General features: G+C 73.2%; 15 protein-coding genes. 5 read left to right on the top strand and 10 right to left on the bottom strand.

Features of this window, described 5'->3' with window-relative positions:
* Positions 1 to 487: 487 nt before the first annotated feature.
* From GA0070613_RS26610 to GA0070613_RS26590, 5 genes are all read right to left on the bottom strand, one after another.
* Positions 488 to 1,483 carry a cytochrome d ubiquinol oxidase subunit II gene (locus GA0070613_RS26610; protein WP_089014777.1) on the bottom strand — a complete coding sequence of 332 codons (996 nt, stop codon included), beginning with the start codon at positions 1,481 to 1,483 and terminating at the stop codon, positions 488 to 490.
* The gene (locus GA0070613_RS26605; protein ID WP_231929496.1) at positions 1,480 to 2,868 is read right to left on the bottom strand and encodes a cytochrome ubiquinol oxidase subunit I; all 1,389 of its coding nucleotides are present in this window, start codon (positions 2,866 to 2,868) and stop codon (positions 1,480 to 1,482) included. Before GA0070613_RS26605 ends, GA0070613_RS26610 begins: the two co-directional genes overlap by 4 nt.
* Positions 2,869 to 2,962: 94 nt before the next feature.
* The gene (locus GA0070613_RS26600) at positions 2,963 to 4,210 is read right to left on the bottom strand and encodes an RNA polymerase sigma factor (protein ID WP_089014775.1); all 1,248 of its coding nucleotides are present in this window, start codon (positions 4,208 to 4,210) and stop codon (positions 2,963 to 2,965) included.
* Between the two features lie 9 nt (positions 4,211 to 4,219).
* Positions 4,220 to 4,612 carry a YciI family protein gene (locus GA0070613_RS26595; protein WP_231929882.1) on the bottom strand — a complete coding sequence of 131 codons (393 nt, stop codon included), beginning with the start codon at positions 4,610 to 4,612 and terminating at the stop codon, positions 4,220 to 4,222.
* A 115-nt stretch (positions 4,613 to 4,727) separates the two neighbouring features.
* Complete coding sequence (locus GA0070613_RS26590; protein WP_089014773.1) at positions 4,728 to 5,543, bottom strand: class I SAM-dependent methyltransferase; 816 nt, start codon at positions 5,541 to 5,543, stop codon at positions 4,728 to 4,730.
* A 72-nt stretch (positions 5,544 to 5,615) separates the two neighbouring features.
* Here GA0070613_RS26590 and GA0070613_RS26585 point away from each other — a divergent pair, with 72 nt between their 5' ends.
* From GA0070613_RS26585 to GA0070613_RS26565, 5 genes are all read left to right on the top strand, one after another.
* Complete coding sequence (locus GA0070613_RS26585; RefSeq protein ID WP_089014772.1) at positions 5,616 to 5,828, top strand: hypothetical protein; 213 nt, start codon at positions 5,616 to 5,618, stop codon at positions 5,826 to 5,828.
* A gap of 66 nt (positions 5,829 to 5,894) precedes the next feature.
* On the top strand, positions 5,895 to 6,107 hold the full coding sequence (locus GA0070613_RS26580) for a hypothetical protein (RefSeq protein ID WP_157746547.1): 213 nt from the start codon (positions 5,895 to 5,897) through the stop codon (positions 6,105 to 6,107).
* Between the two features lie 28 nt (positions 6,108 to 6,135).
* Positions 6,136 to 6,666 (top strand): hypothetical protein, encoded by a 531-nt coding sequence (locus GA0070613_RS26575; protein WP_089014770.1) that lies wholly within the window; start codon positions 6,136 to 6,138, stop codon positions 6,664 to 6,666.
* 94 nt (positions 6,667 to 6,760) lie between these two features.
* On the top strand, positions 6,761 to 7,525 hold the full coding sequence (locus GA0070613_RS26570) for a neutral zinc metallopeptidase (RefSeq protein WP_231929493.1): 765 nt from the start codon (positions 6,761 to 6,763) through the stop codon (positions 7,523 to 7,525).
* Positions 7,526 to 7,651: 126 nt separating this feature from the next.
* On the top strand, positions 7,652 to 8,299 hold the full coding sequence (locus tag GA0070613_RS26565; protein ID WP_089014768.1) for an HAD family hydrolase: 648 nt from the start codon (positions 7,652 to 7,654) through the stop codon (positions 8,297 to 8,299).
* A 55-nt stretch (positions 8,300 to 8,354) separates the two neighbouring features.
* On the opposite strand, the gene GA0070613_RS26560 is transcribed toward GA0070613_RS26565, so the two are convergent.
* From GA0070613_RS26560 to GA0070613_RS26540, 5 genes are all read right to left on the bottom strand, one after another.
* Entirely contained in the window at positions 8,355 to 10,910 is a 2,556-nt protein-coding gene (locus GA0070613_RS26560; RefSeq protein WP_089014767.1) for an ABC transporter permease, read from the bottom strand.
* Complete coding sequence (locus GA0070613_RS26555; RefSeq protein ID WP_089014766.1) at positions 10,910 to 11,677, bottom strand: ABC transporter ATP-binding protein; 768 nt, start codon at positions 11,675 to 11,677, stop codon at positions 10,910 to 10,912. Before GA0070613_RS26555 ends, GA0070613_RS26560 begins: the two co-directional genes overlap by 1 nt.
* A gap of 315 nt (positions 11,678 to 11,992) precedes the next feature.
* Positions 11,993 to 12,676: a response regulator gene (locus GA0070613_RS26550; RefSeq protein ID WP_089014765.1), complete on the bottom strand. Its 684-nt coding sequence runs from the start codon at positions 12,674 to 12,676 to the stop codon at positions 11,993 to 11,995.
* Between the two features lie 85 nt (positions 12,677 to 12,761).
* Positions 12,762 to 13,955, bottom strand: a complete 1,194-nt coding sequence (locus tag GA0070613_RS26545; RefSeq protein WP_089014764.1) for a sensor histidine kinase — start codon at positions 13,953 to 13,955, stop codon at positions 12,762 to 12,764.
* Between the two features lie 76 nt (positions 13,956 to 14,031).
* A complete protein-coding gene (locus GA0070613_RS26540; RefSeq protein WP_089014763.1) occupies positions 14,032 to 14,946 on the bottom strand; it encodes a RecB family exonuclease in 915 nt (304 codons plus the stop codon).
* Between the last annotated feature and the right edge of the window lie 58 nt (positions 14,947 to 15,004).

Below are 15,004 nucleotides of genomic sequence, written 5' to 3'. Positions count from 1 at the left end.
AAGATCAACCGGCACCGCCGCCGGCGTGAACGTTGATGAGGGTGTCCGTTCCGAGGAGGACTCGGCGTGGGCACACCTTGGGCACATGCCACCGAGAAACCCGGTGCAACAGTGCGAATTCATGAACGACTATTCACGCAGGCCAGAGGCGTGAACCCGGCGTTTCCGCAGGTCAAGGAACCACCGGGACCTCTTCAACGCCAAGTAGTGGCGGCATGGCCTCTGACCTGCGTTGGAAGGCATCCGGATAGGCCCTTGACCATGATCGTCGGTAGGTGACGACCGCATTCACCGAACCGGGTGAACCAGTACGGCCGACGGGTCAACGGCAAGCGCGTCGACGAGCTGGCACGACGGTGCGTGGATCACCGCGGCGCCGGGCGCATGACGATCAGCCTGCGACCGTACGATCGCCGTGCGGTTGACCGACGGCGCTGAACGGGCCGGACGGCCGGCCGCGGTCGGCGCGGCGCCGGCGTGAACGGAGTCAGGCGGTGTCCAGACGACCACGCTGGTGCAGGACGAACAGCAGCGCCATGGCCGGCACGACGAGCACGAGCGCCGCGGCGGCGACGAGGGTGAGCGACACCAGGGTGGCTTCGGGAGCGGCGGCCTCGTCGATGCGCAGGTGGGTGCCCAGCAGGTACGGGTACTGCGCGACGCCCCAGCCGATCACCACCGTGCCCGCCGCGCTGACGGCGAGCGCCTGCAGCAACCGGGGCGCCGCCCGGTGCAGCAGGGCGAGGCTGGCCAGCCCGCACGCCGCGGAGACCAGCACCAGCGGCAGGCCGCGGCCGGTCAGCCCGGAGAACAGGCGCCCGGTATCGGCGTGCAGGATGCCGATGCCCGCCAGGGCCACGGCGCCGGTCGCCACGGCGCTGGCCTGGGCTCGACGGCGGAACCAGCGTTCCAGGCGGGCGTCGGCGTGGGTACGGGCCTCGGCGGTGAGGAACACCGCGGCGACGAACGCGCACACCCCGACCGCGAGCACCCCGCCGAGCAGCGACGTCGGGTTGACCCAGCTGGTCACCGGGTTGCCGTGTCCGTCGGCGGGCACCCGGCCGGAGGCGATTCCGCCGGCGACCGTGCCGAGGAAGAAGGGCGTGAGCACCGACGAGGTGGCGAACGCCGCCCCGGTCGCCCGCTGTTGGTCGGTCTTCACCACCACCTTTCGGAATGCGAACCCGCTGCCGCGGACCACGATGCCCAGCGCGGCGAGGCCCAGCGGGATGTAGAGCGTGGTCATGATCGCGGCGAACGCGGACGGGAAGCCGGTCCAGAGCATCACCAGGCAGAAGATCAGCCACACGTGGTTGGCCTCCCACACCGGTGCCAGCGTGTGGTCGATCAGGTGCCGGGGGCCCTGCCCCCGTCGCGCACCACCGGCGGTGAGATCCCAGAAGCCGGCACCGTAGTCCGCGCCGCCGAGCACGGCGTAGGCGGTGACGCCGATGAACAGCACGACGGCGGCGAACGTACTCACGCCTGACCTCCCGCAGGCGCGGACTCCGAGGCCCGGGGCGGGCCGTAGGGCACGTCCGCCTCGGCCGCCCCGCCCTGGTCGCGCCAGCGGCGACGCAGCAGTCGCAGGACGTACACGGTGGTGGCGCCGACCGCGGTATACAGCGCGACGGTGGCGGCGAAGAACAGCCACACGTTGCCGGACGTGGTGACCGCGTCCCGGGTGAGGAGGTGACCGACGACGGTCCACGGCTGTCGGCCGACCTCGGTGACCACCCAGCCCGCCTCCAGCGCCACCACCGCTAGCACGCCACTGACCGCGGTCGCCCGCAGGAACCATCTGCTGCGCGGCAGGTCGCGGCGGCGCCACCAGGCCAGGGCATACCAGGCGGAGAGGGCCAGCAGCGCCGTGCCGATGCCGACCATGACGTCGAAGCTCAGGTGGACGATCGCGACCAGCCGGTCCGGCGGCCGTAGCTCGGGTGGGATGGCGTCCAGGCCCTGGATACGGGTTGACGGCGAGTAGCCGGCCAACAGTGAGGCCCCCGAGGGAACCCTGATGCCGCCGTGCACCTCCCCGTTCGCGTAGTAGCCGCCCAGCACCTCCGGCACGTGGGTGCCCGTGGTCGGGACGGCCTCGATCGCGGCGAACTTCGCCGGTTCGTTCCGGAAGACCTCGCGCGCGACGACGTCGCCGACGAAGATCTGCACCGGGGTGGCCAGCGCCGCGACGGTCAGCGGTATCACCAGGCCGAGCCGGTGGTACCGGTCGCGGCGGCCGCGCAGCATCCCGACCGCGTACACGCCGGCGACGACGAACCCGGCGACCATGTATGCGGCCAGCAGCATGTGGATGGCCTCAAACCAGAACGCGCCGTTGAAGATCACCTCCAGTGGGCGGACCTGCACGATCTTGCCGTCCCGCATGGTGAACCCGCCCGGCTGGTTCATCCAGGCGTTCGCCGCGACCACCGACAGCGTGCCGCCGACTCCGGACAGCACCACCGGCACCCCGGTCCAGAAGTGCGGCCATGGGCGCATCCGCTGCCACCCGTAGACGTAGATGGCGACGAAGATCGCCTCCAGGAAGAAGAACAGACCCTCGATCGCGAAGGGGATGCCGAACGCCGCGCCGTAGGTGCCCATCAGTCGCGGCCAGAGCAGCCCGAGCTCGAACGACAGCACCGTGCCTGACACCGCGCCGACGGCGAACAGCACCGCCGCCACCTGCGACCAACGTCGGGCCAGCAGCAGGGCAGTCTCGTCGTTCCGGCGAATGCCACGGGCGTTCGAGATCAGCATCAGGAATGTGAAGGCCACCCCGAACGGCACCAGGATGATGTGGAAGCCGAGCGTGAAGGCCATCTGCTCCCGCGCCGGCAGCAGCTGCGCCGGATCGGCGGGCACGAGGCTCGCTCCGAGGGCCACCAATGACAGGCCAGGCATGGCGCGTGCTACCCGTTGAGGCCGGTCGGAAACTTACCGATGGGGTGAGGATCAGTCAGAGAGCCGATAACGGGGCTAACTGGGCTGCCCGCGAGTGCAGGTACCGCTGCTGCGGCAGGTTCATCGACCACCGCGCCGCCGCCAGGTACGCCTGCCGCGCCGCCTCCGGTTCCCCGGCCAGTTCCAGCAGGTGTGCCCGGGCCGCGGGCAGCCGCGGGTCGTCGGCGAGCCGCCGGTCGGCGGCCAGCCCGTCGAGCAGGTCGAGCCCGGCCCGCGGACCCCTGGCCATCGCCACCGCCACGGCGTGGTTGAGCCGGACCACCGGGTTGTCGGCGACCTCCAGCAGCAGCTCGTAGAGGGCCACGACCTGCGGCCAGTCCGTCGCGTCCATGCTCGGCGCCTCGTCGTGCAGGGCGGCGATGGCCGCCTGGAGCTGGTACGCGCCGACCGCGCCTCGGGGCAGCGCACGGCTGACCAGGGCGACGCCCTCGGTGATCTGCTCGCCCCGCCAGCGCCCGCGGTCCTGTTCGGCCATCGGCACCAGCTCGCCGCCCGGGCCGGTCCGGGCGGGGGTACGGGCGTCGGTGAGCAACATCAGCGCCAGCAGCCCGGTCACCTCGGTATCGTCGGTCAGCTCGTGCAGCATGCGGGCCAGCCGGATCGCCTCGGCGCACAGGTCGGCGCGGTGCAGCTGCGGCCCCGACGTGCTGGCGTACCCCTCGTTGAAGATCAGGTAGAGCACGTGCAGGACGGCGTCCAGGCGGGCGGCCCGGTCCGCCCCGACCGGCGGCGTGAACGGCAGGCCGCTGTCGCGGATGCGCTGCTTCGCCCGGGTGATCCGGCGGGTCATGGTCGCCTCCGGCACCAGGAACGCCCGGGCCACCTCGGCCGTGCTCAGGCCGCCGACCGCGCGCAGGGTGAGCGCGATCTGCCCGGCCGGGGGCAGCGACGGGTGGCAGCAGAGGAAGAGCAGGATCAGGGTGTCGTCGGCGTCGGCCGGCGTACTGTCCGCGGCCGGGGCGAGCCACCGGTCGGGCGGCAGCCGACGGGCGACGGTGTCCTCGCGGCGACGGCGGGCCTGCTCGGCGCGGAGCAGGTCGGTCAGCCGGCGGGAGGCGACCGTGATCAGCCAGGCCTTCGGGTCGTCGGGGCGGCCGTCGGCGGGCCACCGGGTGGCGGCGGCGAGCAGCGCCTCCTGGGTGGCGTCCTCGGCGGTGTCGAAGTGCCCGTACCGGCGGACGAGCGCGCCGAGGACCTGCGGCGCCAGGCGGCGCAGCAGGTCCTCGACGGTGTCACCGGGCATGACGACGGCTCACCCGTCGAGGTCCTCGATGCCGTCGGCGACCGGCCGGACGTCCACGTACTCGCCGTCGGCGTCGGGGTTGACGAAGCGGGCGGCGATCTGGGTGGCCCGGTCGAAGCTGGCGCACTCGACGACCGTGAACCCGGCCAGCACCTCCTGGGTCTCCGGGTACGGCCCGTCGGTCACCACCGGGGCGCCGTGCCGCAACTGCACCCGCCGGGCGTGCACGGGAGCCGTCAGGCCCCGGCCGTCGACGAGTTCGCCGGACTCGGCCAGCTCCTTGTGGACGGACTCCATGTGCGCGTGCATGGCCGCGACCTGCTCGGCCGACATCGGCGGCTTCCCGCCCGGGCGGCCGGCCATCGCGTCGTAGTCCTGCTGCGATCCGTACAGCATGATCATGTATTTCACGGTCTCTCCTCTCGGCCGGCGCCCCGTCGTGCGCCGTCGCTGAGACGTCGGCGCCGAGGAGCCGTCCCGGACATCCACCACCGCCGGATCCGAGAGTAGGCGGGAATCAGGCCGCCCGAGCGCAGGCCAGCAGCGCGGCGGTGGGCAGCGCGAGTTGCCCGTCGTTGTCGCGGTAGCGGGCGCTGAGCAGGTCGTACTGCTGGCGGATCCGCTCGCGCACCGCCGTGGGCTGCCGTTGCAGCGCCAGGCCGATGGTCCCGATGCCGTTCGCGGGGCCGTCCCACCAGGCCTCCGGGTCGGCGCGGTGCTCCCAGGACAGGGTCAGGCACCGCACGTCGGTCAGGCCGGCCGCCGCCAACAGGCCGGTCAGGCCGTCCTCGGTACGGGGGAAGTCGTGCTCCGGCGCCAGGCGGGGCAGGTCCGCCGGCGTCTCGACGCCGGCGGCGGCGACCGCCTCGCCCCAGAGCCGTTGCAGCGGTGGCTGCGGAGTCGGCCAGATAGTGACCGCCACCTGTCCGCTGGGTCGCACCAGGCGGCGCAGCTCGGCCACGGCGGCGGCCGGGTCCGCTACGTGGTTGAGCACGAAGTTGGCGACCGCCGCGTCGAAATCGCCGGCCGGGAATGGCAGGTGGGGCAGGACGGCTTCGTGGAGCTCGGCGCCCGGAGCGTTGCGCCGGGCCGCGTCCAGCATGTCCGGTTCCGCGTCGACCGCCACCACCTCGGCGCCGCGCTGCAGCGCACGCGCCGCGACGGTGCCCGGCCCGGTGCCGACGTCGATCACCCGCCGTCCGGCCCGCACCCCCGCCGCGTCCAGCAGCGCCTCCGCCGGGTACGCGCAGAGCCGGCCGAAACTACGCTCGTACGCCGCCGCCCGCCCCGCCCACCGGGACCGCTCGTGCGCGTCGAAGTCCGTGACGATCATGGACGGCAGCGTAGCCGTGCCTCGCCTGGTTGGCCGCCCCACGACGTGCGCGCGGGTCCTACCGTGCAGGGCATGGTGACGACTCTGGTGGTGCTCGCCGTGGTGGCCGCGGTCTTGGCGGCCGGGTACGGCTTCGTGACCTGGCGTGACCGGGCCCGCCATACCTCCGGCGAGGAGTCCGCCGCCGCCCGGGACGCCCGCGCCCGGCAGCAGCGGTACGAGGCGGAACGGCACGGGGGGCAGGGCGAGGTGCGGCACCGCGACCGCGATCAGTCCCCCTTCTGACCCGAGCGCCGGAGCGGCGCGGCCGGCCGCCCCCCATCGGGTGCACGACCGTCCTACCGTTCGGGCATGAGGACTTTCCTGGTGGTGCTCGCGGTCTTCGCCCTGCTCGTCGCGGTGGCCGTCGCGTACGTCGGCTGGCGTGACCGTCGGCGGCTGAGCTCCGACGACGACCCGGAGGTCGTCCGGGCCGCCCGAGGCGAGCGGCACCGTCGCGTGGCCGAGCGGCAGCACGCGCAGAGCGACGGATGGAACCGCGGTGGCCACGGCTTCACCGGCTGACCCGTGGCGGGGGAACTACGCTGCCCGCATGATCCGGCGGACCCGACGGCTGCTCGTGCTCCTGGCCGGTGTGACCGGTGCCGGTGTGCTCGCGTCCTGCGGTGGCGGGCTCTGGATGCTGCGGGCGGGTGAAGCGGAGCAGCGGGACTGCGCGGCGCAGGTGGCCGCGGACGAGGCCAAGGTCCGCACCGACCGCGTGTGGACCGGGCAGGACGTGCCGGGCATCGGTGACTACGCGGAAATCCACTGGCAGGTCGACTTCCCGAGCTTCGCCTGTTCCCGGGCGCCCGGGCCCACCGACCTGGTGTACCAGGGCGTCGTGAGGTTGGCTCCGGCGGACGCCCGCGCGCTCGGCGAGGCGTACCGCTGGCAGCCGGCGCCCGCGGCGACGCAGGACTTCGGCAAGCCGCCACCGATGGTGGTGTGGCCCGGCCTCGCGCCGTACGTGCCGGACGGCGTGCGGTGGCTCCGCAGCCCCGAGTACGACGACAGCAACCGGGCGACGGTCCAACTGGACCCTGACCGGGCACTGCTGCTGGTCGCCACTGCCGACATGTGAACGATCACCGGCGGCGGTGCGTGATCACGGGTGGGCATCATCCGCGCGCGGTTGGGGTACTGCGCAGGCACAGTACGAGGCCGGGGAGGACACTGTGGGGGACAGCGCTGGACGTCGGCGGCCGGGCCTGCTCGCCGGTCTGCTGGCGGCGGTGGTGGTGGCCGCCGGCTGCATGGGCGGCGGGCTGGACCAGGGCGAGCCGCAGCAGCCCGGCCCGGAGCAGACCCGCCCGCAGCAGTCCCGGCAGCCCGCCTCGCCGGGCGCGCGGACCACCCGGGCCGACGGCACGACCAGCGTCGCCGAGTTCAAGCAGGACTTCAGCGATGCCGTCGGCAGCGCCGAGGACTACTGGACCGCCCAGTTCCAGGCCTCCGGCAAGCGGTTCCAGCCGGTCCGGCGGGTGGTGCCCTACACCCGGGAAGGGGAGGTCTCCTGCGGCGGACAGCCGTTGCCGCGCAACAACGCCGTCTACTGCTCGGCGGGGGACTTCATCGCCTACGACGTCAACTGGTCGGTCTGGGCGTTCCGGCAGATCGGCGACGCGTTCCTGTTCTACCTGCTCGGCCACGAGTACGCCCACGGCATCCAGGTCCGCCTCGGCATCCGCTACAACTTCACCATCCAGCAGGAGCTGCAGGCCGACTGCATGGCCGGGGCGTACCTCGGCGACTCGGTCCGCGACAAGCGGTTGACCCTCGAGGAGGGCGACCTGGACGAGTTCCGGGAGGGGCTGCTCGCGGTCGGCGACGACCCGGACCAGCCGTGGTTCGCCGAGGGCTCGCACGGCACCGCCGAGCAGCGCACCGACTCGTTCTTCCGCGGCTACCAGAAGTCCCTGGGCGCCTGCGGGCTGGGCTGACCGGGGTAATGCCGCAGGTCACGCCCGGCCGGTTCGGCGCGCGGCGCCCGTGGCCCGGCTGAGAGGATCGGCGGGTACGTCCGTACCCGTCAGGAGGCTCCGCTGAGCAGCAACCATCCCGCCGCCGTGCTCTTCGACATGGACGGCACCCTGGTCGACAGCGAGAAGCTGTGGGACGTCGCGTTGCAGGAACTCGCGGCGGTGTACGGGGGAAGCATGTCCGACGCGGCTCGCAAGGCGATCATCGGCACCAGCATGGCCGACTCCATGCGGATCCTGCACGACGACCTCGGCCAGCCCGAGCGCGACCCGGAGGCCAGCGCCGCCTGGATCAACGCCCGCATCCTGGAGCTGTTCCGCACCGGCCTGCGCTGGCGGCCGGGCGCGTTGGCGCTGCTGCGGGCGGTCCGCGCGGCGGGCATTCCCACCGCCCTGGTGACCTCCAGCGGGCGACCCTTGGTCGAGGTCGCCCTCGACACCCTGGGGCGGGACAGCTTCGACGCGGTGGTCTGCGGCGACGAGGTGGACGCGGCGAAGCCGCACCCGGAGCCGTACCTGACCGCCGCCCGGCTGCTCGACGTGCCGATCGGGCGTTGCGTGGCGATCGAGGACTCGCCGACCGGGGTGGCCAGCGCCCTCGCGGCCGGGGCCGCCGTGCTGGCCGTACCGGCGGAGGTGCCGCTGCCGCCGACCGACGGCGTGCACCAGTTGGAGAGCCTGAGCGCGGCGGACCTTGAGCTGTTGTCGGCGCTGCTCGGCGAACCGCTCGCCTGACCGCGACACCAAGGGGCCCCGCCGACCGGCGGGGCCCCTTGGTGTCGCGTGCCGTTCAGTCGTGGGCGATGGCGCCCAGCACGTTGATCCGCGCGGCCCGCACCGCGGGCAGCACCGCGGCGATCACGCCGATGATCGCGGCCAGGGCGAGGAAGACCCCCATCTGACCCCACGGCAGGATCAGGTCGGTGATCCCCTCGTCCTTGAGCGCCCGGACCACCGCGGCGCCCAGACCGGTGCCGACCGCCACGCCGAGCAGCGCCCCGAAGATCGAGATCACCACCGCCTCGACGGTGATCATGCGCATCGTCTGCGCCCGACGCAGCCCGATCGCCCGCAGCAGCCCCAGCTCCCGGGTCCGCTCCAGCACCGACAGGGCCAGGGTGTTGATGATGCCGAGCACCGCGATCACGATGGCCAGCGCCAGCAGGATCTGGATCATGCGCAGCGGGGTGTCCAGCTGGCTGGTCTGCTGCTTGATGAACGCGTCCCGGTCCGCCACCGACACCTCCGGGCTGTCGGCGAGCAGCGTCTCCACCTGCGGCTGCACGTCGGCGACCTTGGTGCCGGGCGCGAGCTGCACGAAGCCCTGGATCGGCTGCGGGATGGCGAAGTCGGCGGCCGCCTGCGGCGGCAGCACCACCGGGTTGGTCAGCTGCGAGCTCTCGTAGATGCCGCTGACAGTGTACGTCCGCGCCTCGCCCCGGGACAGCTGCACCGTCACCGGGGAGCCGACCGACACGTTGCGGGACTTGGCGGTGTCCGAGCTGAACAGCATCTGGTCCGGGCCGAGCCGGCTGATGTCACCGGCGGTGGCCTTTGCGCCGAAGATCCGCTGCAGCGAGGCGACGTTGCTCGACGCCGCCACCCAGGTACGGGTGCCGTTGACCGTGGCCATGTCGCCGTACTCGCCGTCGACCAACTGGACGCCCGGGATCCCCGCCGCCTTCTCCAGCACCGCCGGGTCGAAGCTCGGCGGGCGCGGCCCGCTCTGCGCCCCGGAGATCACCAGTTCCGCCTTGATGGTGTCCGCGGCCACCTTGCTGATGCTGCCCTTCGCCGAGTCGAGGATCACCGTCACGCCGGTCACCAGGGCGATGCCGACCATCAGCGCGGCCGCGGTGATCGCGGTGCGGCGCGGGTTGCGGCCGGAGTTCAGCCGGCCCAGCTTGCCCGGCACCGACCAGGCGAACAGCGCCCCGAGCAGGGAGACCACCGGCCGGCTGATCAGCGGGGTCAGCAGCGCCACCCCGATGAAGGCGAACAGCACGCCGCCGAGGATGGTGGCCAGGGTGTTGTCGCCGGCGTGCCCGTTCAGGCCGAGGAAGAGCAGCACCGCGCCGATCCCGGTGACGATCCCGCCGGCCACGGTGACCTTGGTCAGCGGCCGGTCCGGGGTGGCCACGTCCTGCATCGCGGCGATCGGCGGGATCCGGGACGCCCGCAGCGCCGGCAGCAGGGCCGCCACCACGGTGATCACCAGGCCGACGCCGAAGGCGCCGATCACCGCCGCCGGCGGCACGCCGAGCCCGGCCAGGCTGAGCCCGCCGGCCAGCTTCCCGAACAGGTACGCCAGCAGCGCGCCCACGCCGATGCCCGCGGCCAGCCCGAGCACGGAGGCGATCAGGCCGACCACGATGGCCTCCAGCACCACCGAGCCGATGATCTGCCGCCCGCTCGCCCCGATCGCCCGCATCAGGGCCAGCTCCCGGGTGCGCTGGGCGACGATGATCGAGAAGGTGTTGAGGATCAGGAAGGTGCCGACCAGCAGCGCCACCGCGGCGAAGCCGAGCAGGACCTTGTTGAAAAACGACAGCGCGTCCTTCAGGCTGGCCGCCTGGTCGGCGGCGGCCTGCTTGCCCGTCTTCGCCTCGTAGCCGGAGCCGAGCGCCGCCGCCACGTCGTCGCGCAGCCGTTCGGCCGACACCCCGTCCGCGGCCTGCACGCTGACGCTGGTGAAGGTGTCCGGCTTGCCGAGCATCAGCCGCTGCGCCACCGGCGTGGTGAAGACGACCTCGTTCACCCCGCCCATCGAGTCCCGGCCGCCGCTGTAGCCGAACACGCCGACCAGGGTGAACTCCTTCTTCGGCTGCAGGGTCAGCACGCCGACCCGGTCACCGACCTTGACCTTCGCCGCGTCGGCGAGGGCCTGGTTGACGACGATCTCGTCGTCGGCCCGGGGCTCCCGGCTGCCGGGGCGCAGCTCGATCAGGTCGTTCTCGCCGACCCAGTTCTCGCCCAGCTGCGGCGGCCCGAACGAGGTCACCACCTTGCCGTTGCTGCCGATCAGCCGGGCGCCGTCGGCGTTGACCAGGCCGGTGACGTCCGCCGCGCCCGGCACCTTCGCCTTCACCTGGTCGACCACGGACGCCGGCACCGGCGCCTGGACCTGCTCGCCCTCGGCCTCGCTGAGCGCGACCTTCGGCTTCGCGGCGACGGTCACGTCGATGTGCGAGTACCCGTCGGCGAAGACGGCGTCGAACGACCGGCCCAGGGTGTCGGTGAGCACGAAGGCGCCGGAGACGAACATGACGCCCAGCACGACCGCCAGGCCCGACAGCAGGAGGCGCACCTTGCGCGCCAGCAGGCTTTTCCACGTGGCGCGGAACATCAGCGCGCCACCTCGGCGGGAGCGTCCAGCTTCTTCATGGTGTCCAGCACCGTGTCCGCGGTCGGCTCGACCAGCTCGGAGACGATCTGCCCGTCGGCGAGGAAGATCACCCGGTCGGCGTACGCGGCCGCGGTCGGGTCATGGGTGACCATCACGATGGTCTGGCCGTGCTCGCGTACCGAGTTGCGCAGGAAGTTCAGCACCTCGGCGCCGGACCGGGAGTCCAGGTTGCCGGTCGGCTCGTCCGCGAAGATCACCTCGGGGCGGGCGACCAGGGCCCGCGCGCAGGCCACCCGCTGCTGCTGGCCGCCGGAGAGCTGCGCCGGCCGGTGGCTGAGCCGGTCCCGCAGGCCGACCGTGTCGATCACCGTGTCGTACCAGGCCGGGTCCGGCTTGCGGCCGGCGATCGACAGCGGCAGCAGGATGTTCTCCTGGGCGGTGAGCGTGGGCAGCAGGTTGAACTGCTGGAAGATGAAGCCCACCTTGTCCCGGCGCAGCTTCGTCAGCCCGGAGTCGCCGAGCCCGGTCACCGTCGTGTCTCCGATCGACACCGTGCCCTTGGTGACCGAGTCCAGGCCCGCCAGGCAGTGCATCAGGGTCGACTTGCCCGAGCCGGACGGGCCCATGATCGCGGTGAACCGCCCGCGTTCGAACTCCGCGGTCACCCCCCGCAGCGCGGCGACCTGCGCCTCGCCGCTGCCGTACAGCTTCCACACCTCGTTGGCCCGGGCCGCGGCCTGCGCCTGCGGACCCACCGTCGCGGTCAATTCATCTACCTCTTCCGTCTGCCTGCAGTTTCCGCACCGCCCCCGCTGGCCGGTGCGGCAGTCTCCATCCTCTGCCCGGTGGCTGGAGGATCCGTCCACCCCCGGACGTATCCGGTGCCGGAGATCGTGCTGCGGGTCGGCCCCGATCCCGGCTCAGGGTTGCCCCTGACCCGACCGGGGTCGAGCGATTTCCCGCGCCGCCGGGACGTCGTCGTCGCGGCCGACGCTAGGACCTGACGTCGCGTCATGGTCAACCCCGCCGCACGGCCAATGGTCACGGTAGGTGACGAGAGCAACTGCGCGTTCCCCCGCCGCTCACGCCCCGGGCCGCACCAGTCCCGTCTCGTACGCCAGCACGACCGCCTGCACCCGGTCGCGCAGCCCCAGCTTGGTCAGCACGTGCCCCACGTGGGTCTTGATGGTGGTCTCGCTGACCGACAGCGCCCGGGCGATCTCCGCGTTGGACAGGCCCCGGGCGACCTGCACCAGCACCTCCCGTTCCCGCTCGGTCAGCGCGCTCAGCGCCTTCGGCGGGCTCGCCGCCGGGTCGGGCAGCACGTCGGCGAAGCGGTCCAGCAGCCGCTTGAGGATCCGCGGCGCCACCACCGCCTCCCCGGCGGCGACCGTGCGGATCGCGGTGACCAGGTCCTCCGCCGGCACGTCCTTGGCCAGGAAGCCGCTCGCCCCGGCCCGCAGCGCGCCGATCACGTACTCGTCGAGGTCGAAGGTGGTCAGGATCAGCACCCGTACCGGCAGCCGGGCGTCGACGATGGCCCGGGTCGCGGCGACCCCGTCCATCCGGGGCATGCGGATGTCCATCAGCACCACGTCCGGCAGCAGCCGCCGGGACAGCTCCACCGCCTCCAGTCCGTCCCCGGCCTCGGCCACGATGTCCAGGTCGTCCTCGGTCCCGAGCACCATCCGGAAGCCGGTACGCAGCAACGGCTGGTCGTCGGCGAGCAGGATCCGCACCGGCCGTGCCGGCGTGCTGTCGGTCATCGGATCTCCCCGTCGTGCTGCTCGTGCCGCCCCGGCCCGTCGTGCCGGCGTCGTCCGTCTTGCCGGCGTCGCCCGCGTCGCCCGGTCACGCGGGGACCACCCCGACCGGCTCCAGCGGGATCCTCGCGTACACCCGGAAGCCGCCGCCCGGCCGCGGACCGGTCCGCAGGATCCCACGGTAGAGGGCGACCCGCTCGCGCATGCCGACCAGTCCGTGCCCGATCCGGTCGGGTGTCGGACCCGGGCCGCGCCCGGTGTCGGTGACCTCCACCGCCAGGGAGGCGTCGGCGAAGGTGAGCCGGACCAGTGCGGTCGCCGTGCCGGCGTGCTTGAGCGCGTTGGTCAGCGCCTCCTGCACGATCCGGTAGACGGTCAGCGCCACTCCCTCCTCCATTGGGCCGGGCGTGCCGTCCACCCGCAGGGTGACCGGCAGACCCGCCTCCCGGACCTGCTCGACCAGTGCCTCGATGCCGGTCAGGCCGGGCTGCGGCGCGAGGTCGGCGGCCGGCTCGGCGTCGGTGCGCAGCACGTCCAGCAGCCGGCGCATCTCCCGCAGGGTGGCCCGGCTGGTCTCCTCGATGGTGGCGATCGCCTCGTCCGCCGTGTCCGGGTCCCGGCGCAGCACCCGGCGGGCGCCGGTGGCCAGCACCCCCATCACGCTGACGTGGTGGGCGACCACGTCGTGCAGCTCACGGGCGATCCGGCGGCGCTCGTCGGCGACCGCCTGCTCGGCCAGGGAACGCTGGTTCGCCTCGGCGACCCGGGCCCGCTCGCGCAGCGCCTGCGTCGACTGCCGCCGGGCGTGCACCGCCCGCCCCACCGCGTACGCCACCGAGGCGGTGAGCAGGTTGTTGAGCACCTGGTAGGCGGGACCCATGTCGAGCACGCCGTCCAGCGGCGCGACCGTGTTGGCCAGCGCCACCGGCACCCACAGCAGCACCGCGGCCAGCGTGGCCGGTCGCAGTGGTCGGTGCGCCGCCATCGTGTACGTGAGCACGACGAAGGTCACGCCCTGCGTGGTCGGGGCGTGCCCGAGCAGCACCGGCACCGCCAGGGTGGCCACCGCCGCGCCGACCGCCGGCCACGGGGCGACCCGGCGCACCGCCACCGGCGCGGCGCAGACCGCGCTCCAGCCCAGCGCGACCGACAGCTGCCCGGGGCGCAGCTCGCGCGGGGTCAGCAGGAGGAACACCAGGTCCAGCAGCACCAGGGCGACCGCGAAGCAGCCGTCGATGGCCAGCGGTCGGTGGCCTGCCCACGCCCTCAGCCGATCCGTCACAGCGGAACGCTACTCGCCGCCCGGCGCGACCCGTCGTCGCCGATACCGAACCCGCCCTCCTCCTCAGGGAGGAGGGTCACTCGTCCGCGCCGGGGGCGGCCGGCCCGGAGCGGGCGTCGCGCAGCGGGTCCGTGGTGGCGAGGGTCGGGAAGGGCGGTGGGGTGCCGCCGAAGCTCGGGCAGTGCGCCTGGTGGCTGCACCAGTCACAGAGCCGGCTGGGTCGGGGCCGGAAATCCTGCCGCGCGGTGGCCTGCTCGATGGCCTGCCAGAGGGCCACCACTGTGCGCTCGAAGCGCAGCAGCTCCTCGGCGTCCGGCGTGTAGTCGCAGATCTCGGCGTCCTTGAGGTAGAGCAACCGCAGCACCCGCGGCACCACGCCCCGGGTGCGCCAGAGCACGAGGGCGTAGAACTTGAGCTGGAACAGCGCCCGCGCCTCGAACGCCTCGCGCGGGGCACCGCCGGTCTTGTAGTCCACCACCCGCAGCGCGCCGTCCGGCGCGACGTCGAGCCGGTCCAGGTAGCCCCGGATCAGCAGCTCGTCGTCGACCACCGCGGAGATCAACGCCTCGCGCTCGGCCGGCTCCAGCCGGCGCGGGTCCTCCACCGCGAAATAGCCCTCCAGCAGCGCGGCGGCCGACCGGAGGAACTCCGCGACGCCGGCCGCGTCGCCCTCGGCGAACAGGCCTGCCAGCTCCGGCTCCTCGGTGACCAGCCGGTCCCACTGCGGGGCGACCAGGTCACCGGCCGACTCGGGCGTGCGGGCCGCCGCGGGCAGGTCGAACAGCCGCTCCAGCACCGCGTGCACCAGCGTGCCCCGGGCCTGCTCCACCGTCGGCCGCTCGGGCAGCCGGTCGATGCTGCGGAAGCGGTAGAGCAGCGGGCAGGTCTTGAAATCCGCCGCCCGGGACGGCGACAGCGACGCCCGTACCGTGGGCGGCAGCACCGCCGGGGCGAGGGTGTCCTGCGCGTCGATCACCGGTTCCGCCGTCATGTCCGGAAGGTTAGGGCACCGGTGTGACAGGCCCGCCGTCGCCGCACCGGCACATGAT

Source organism: Micromonospora inositola (assembly GCF_900090285.1).
GTDB lineage: Bacteria > Actinomycetota > Actinomycetes > Mycobacteriales > Micromonosporaceae > Micromonospora > Micromonospora inositola.
The sequence above is the reverse complement of the archived record's forward strand: the minus strand, read 5'-3'. Positions and strand labels throughout refer to the sequence as shown.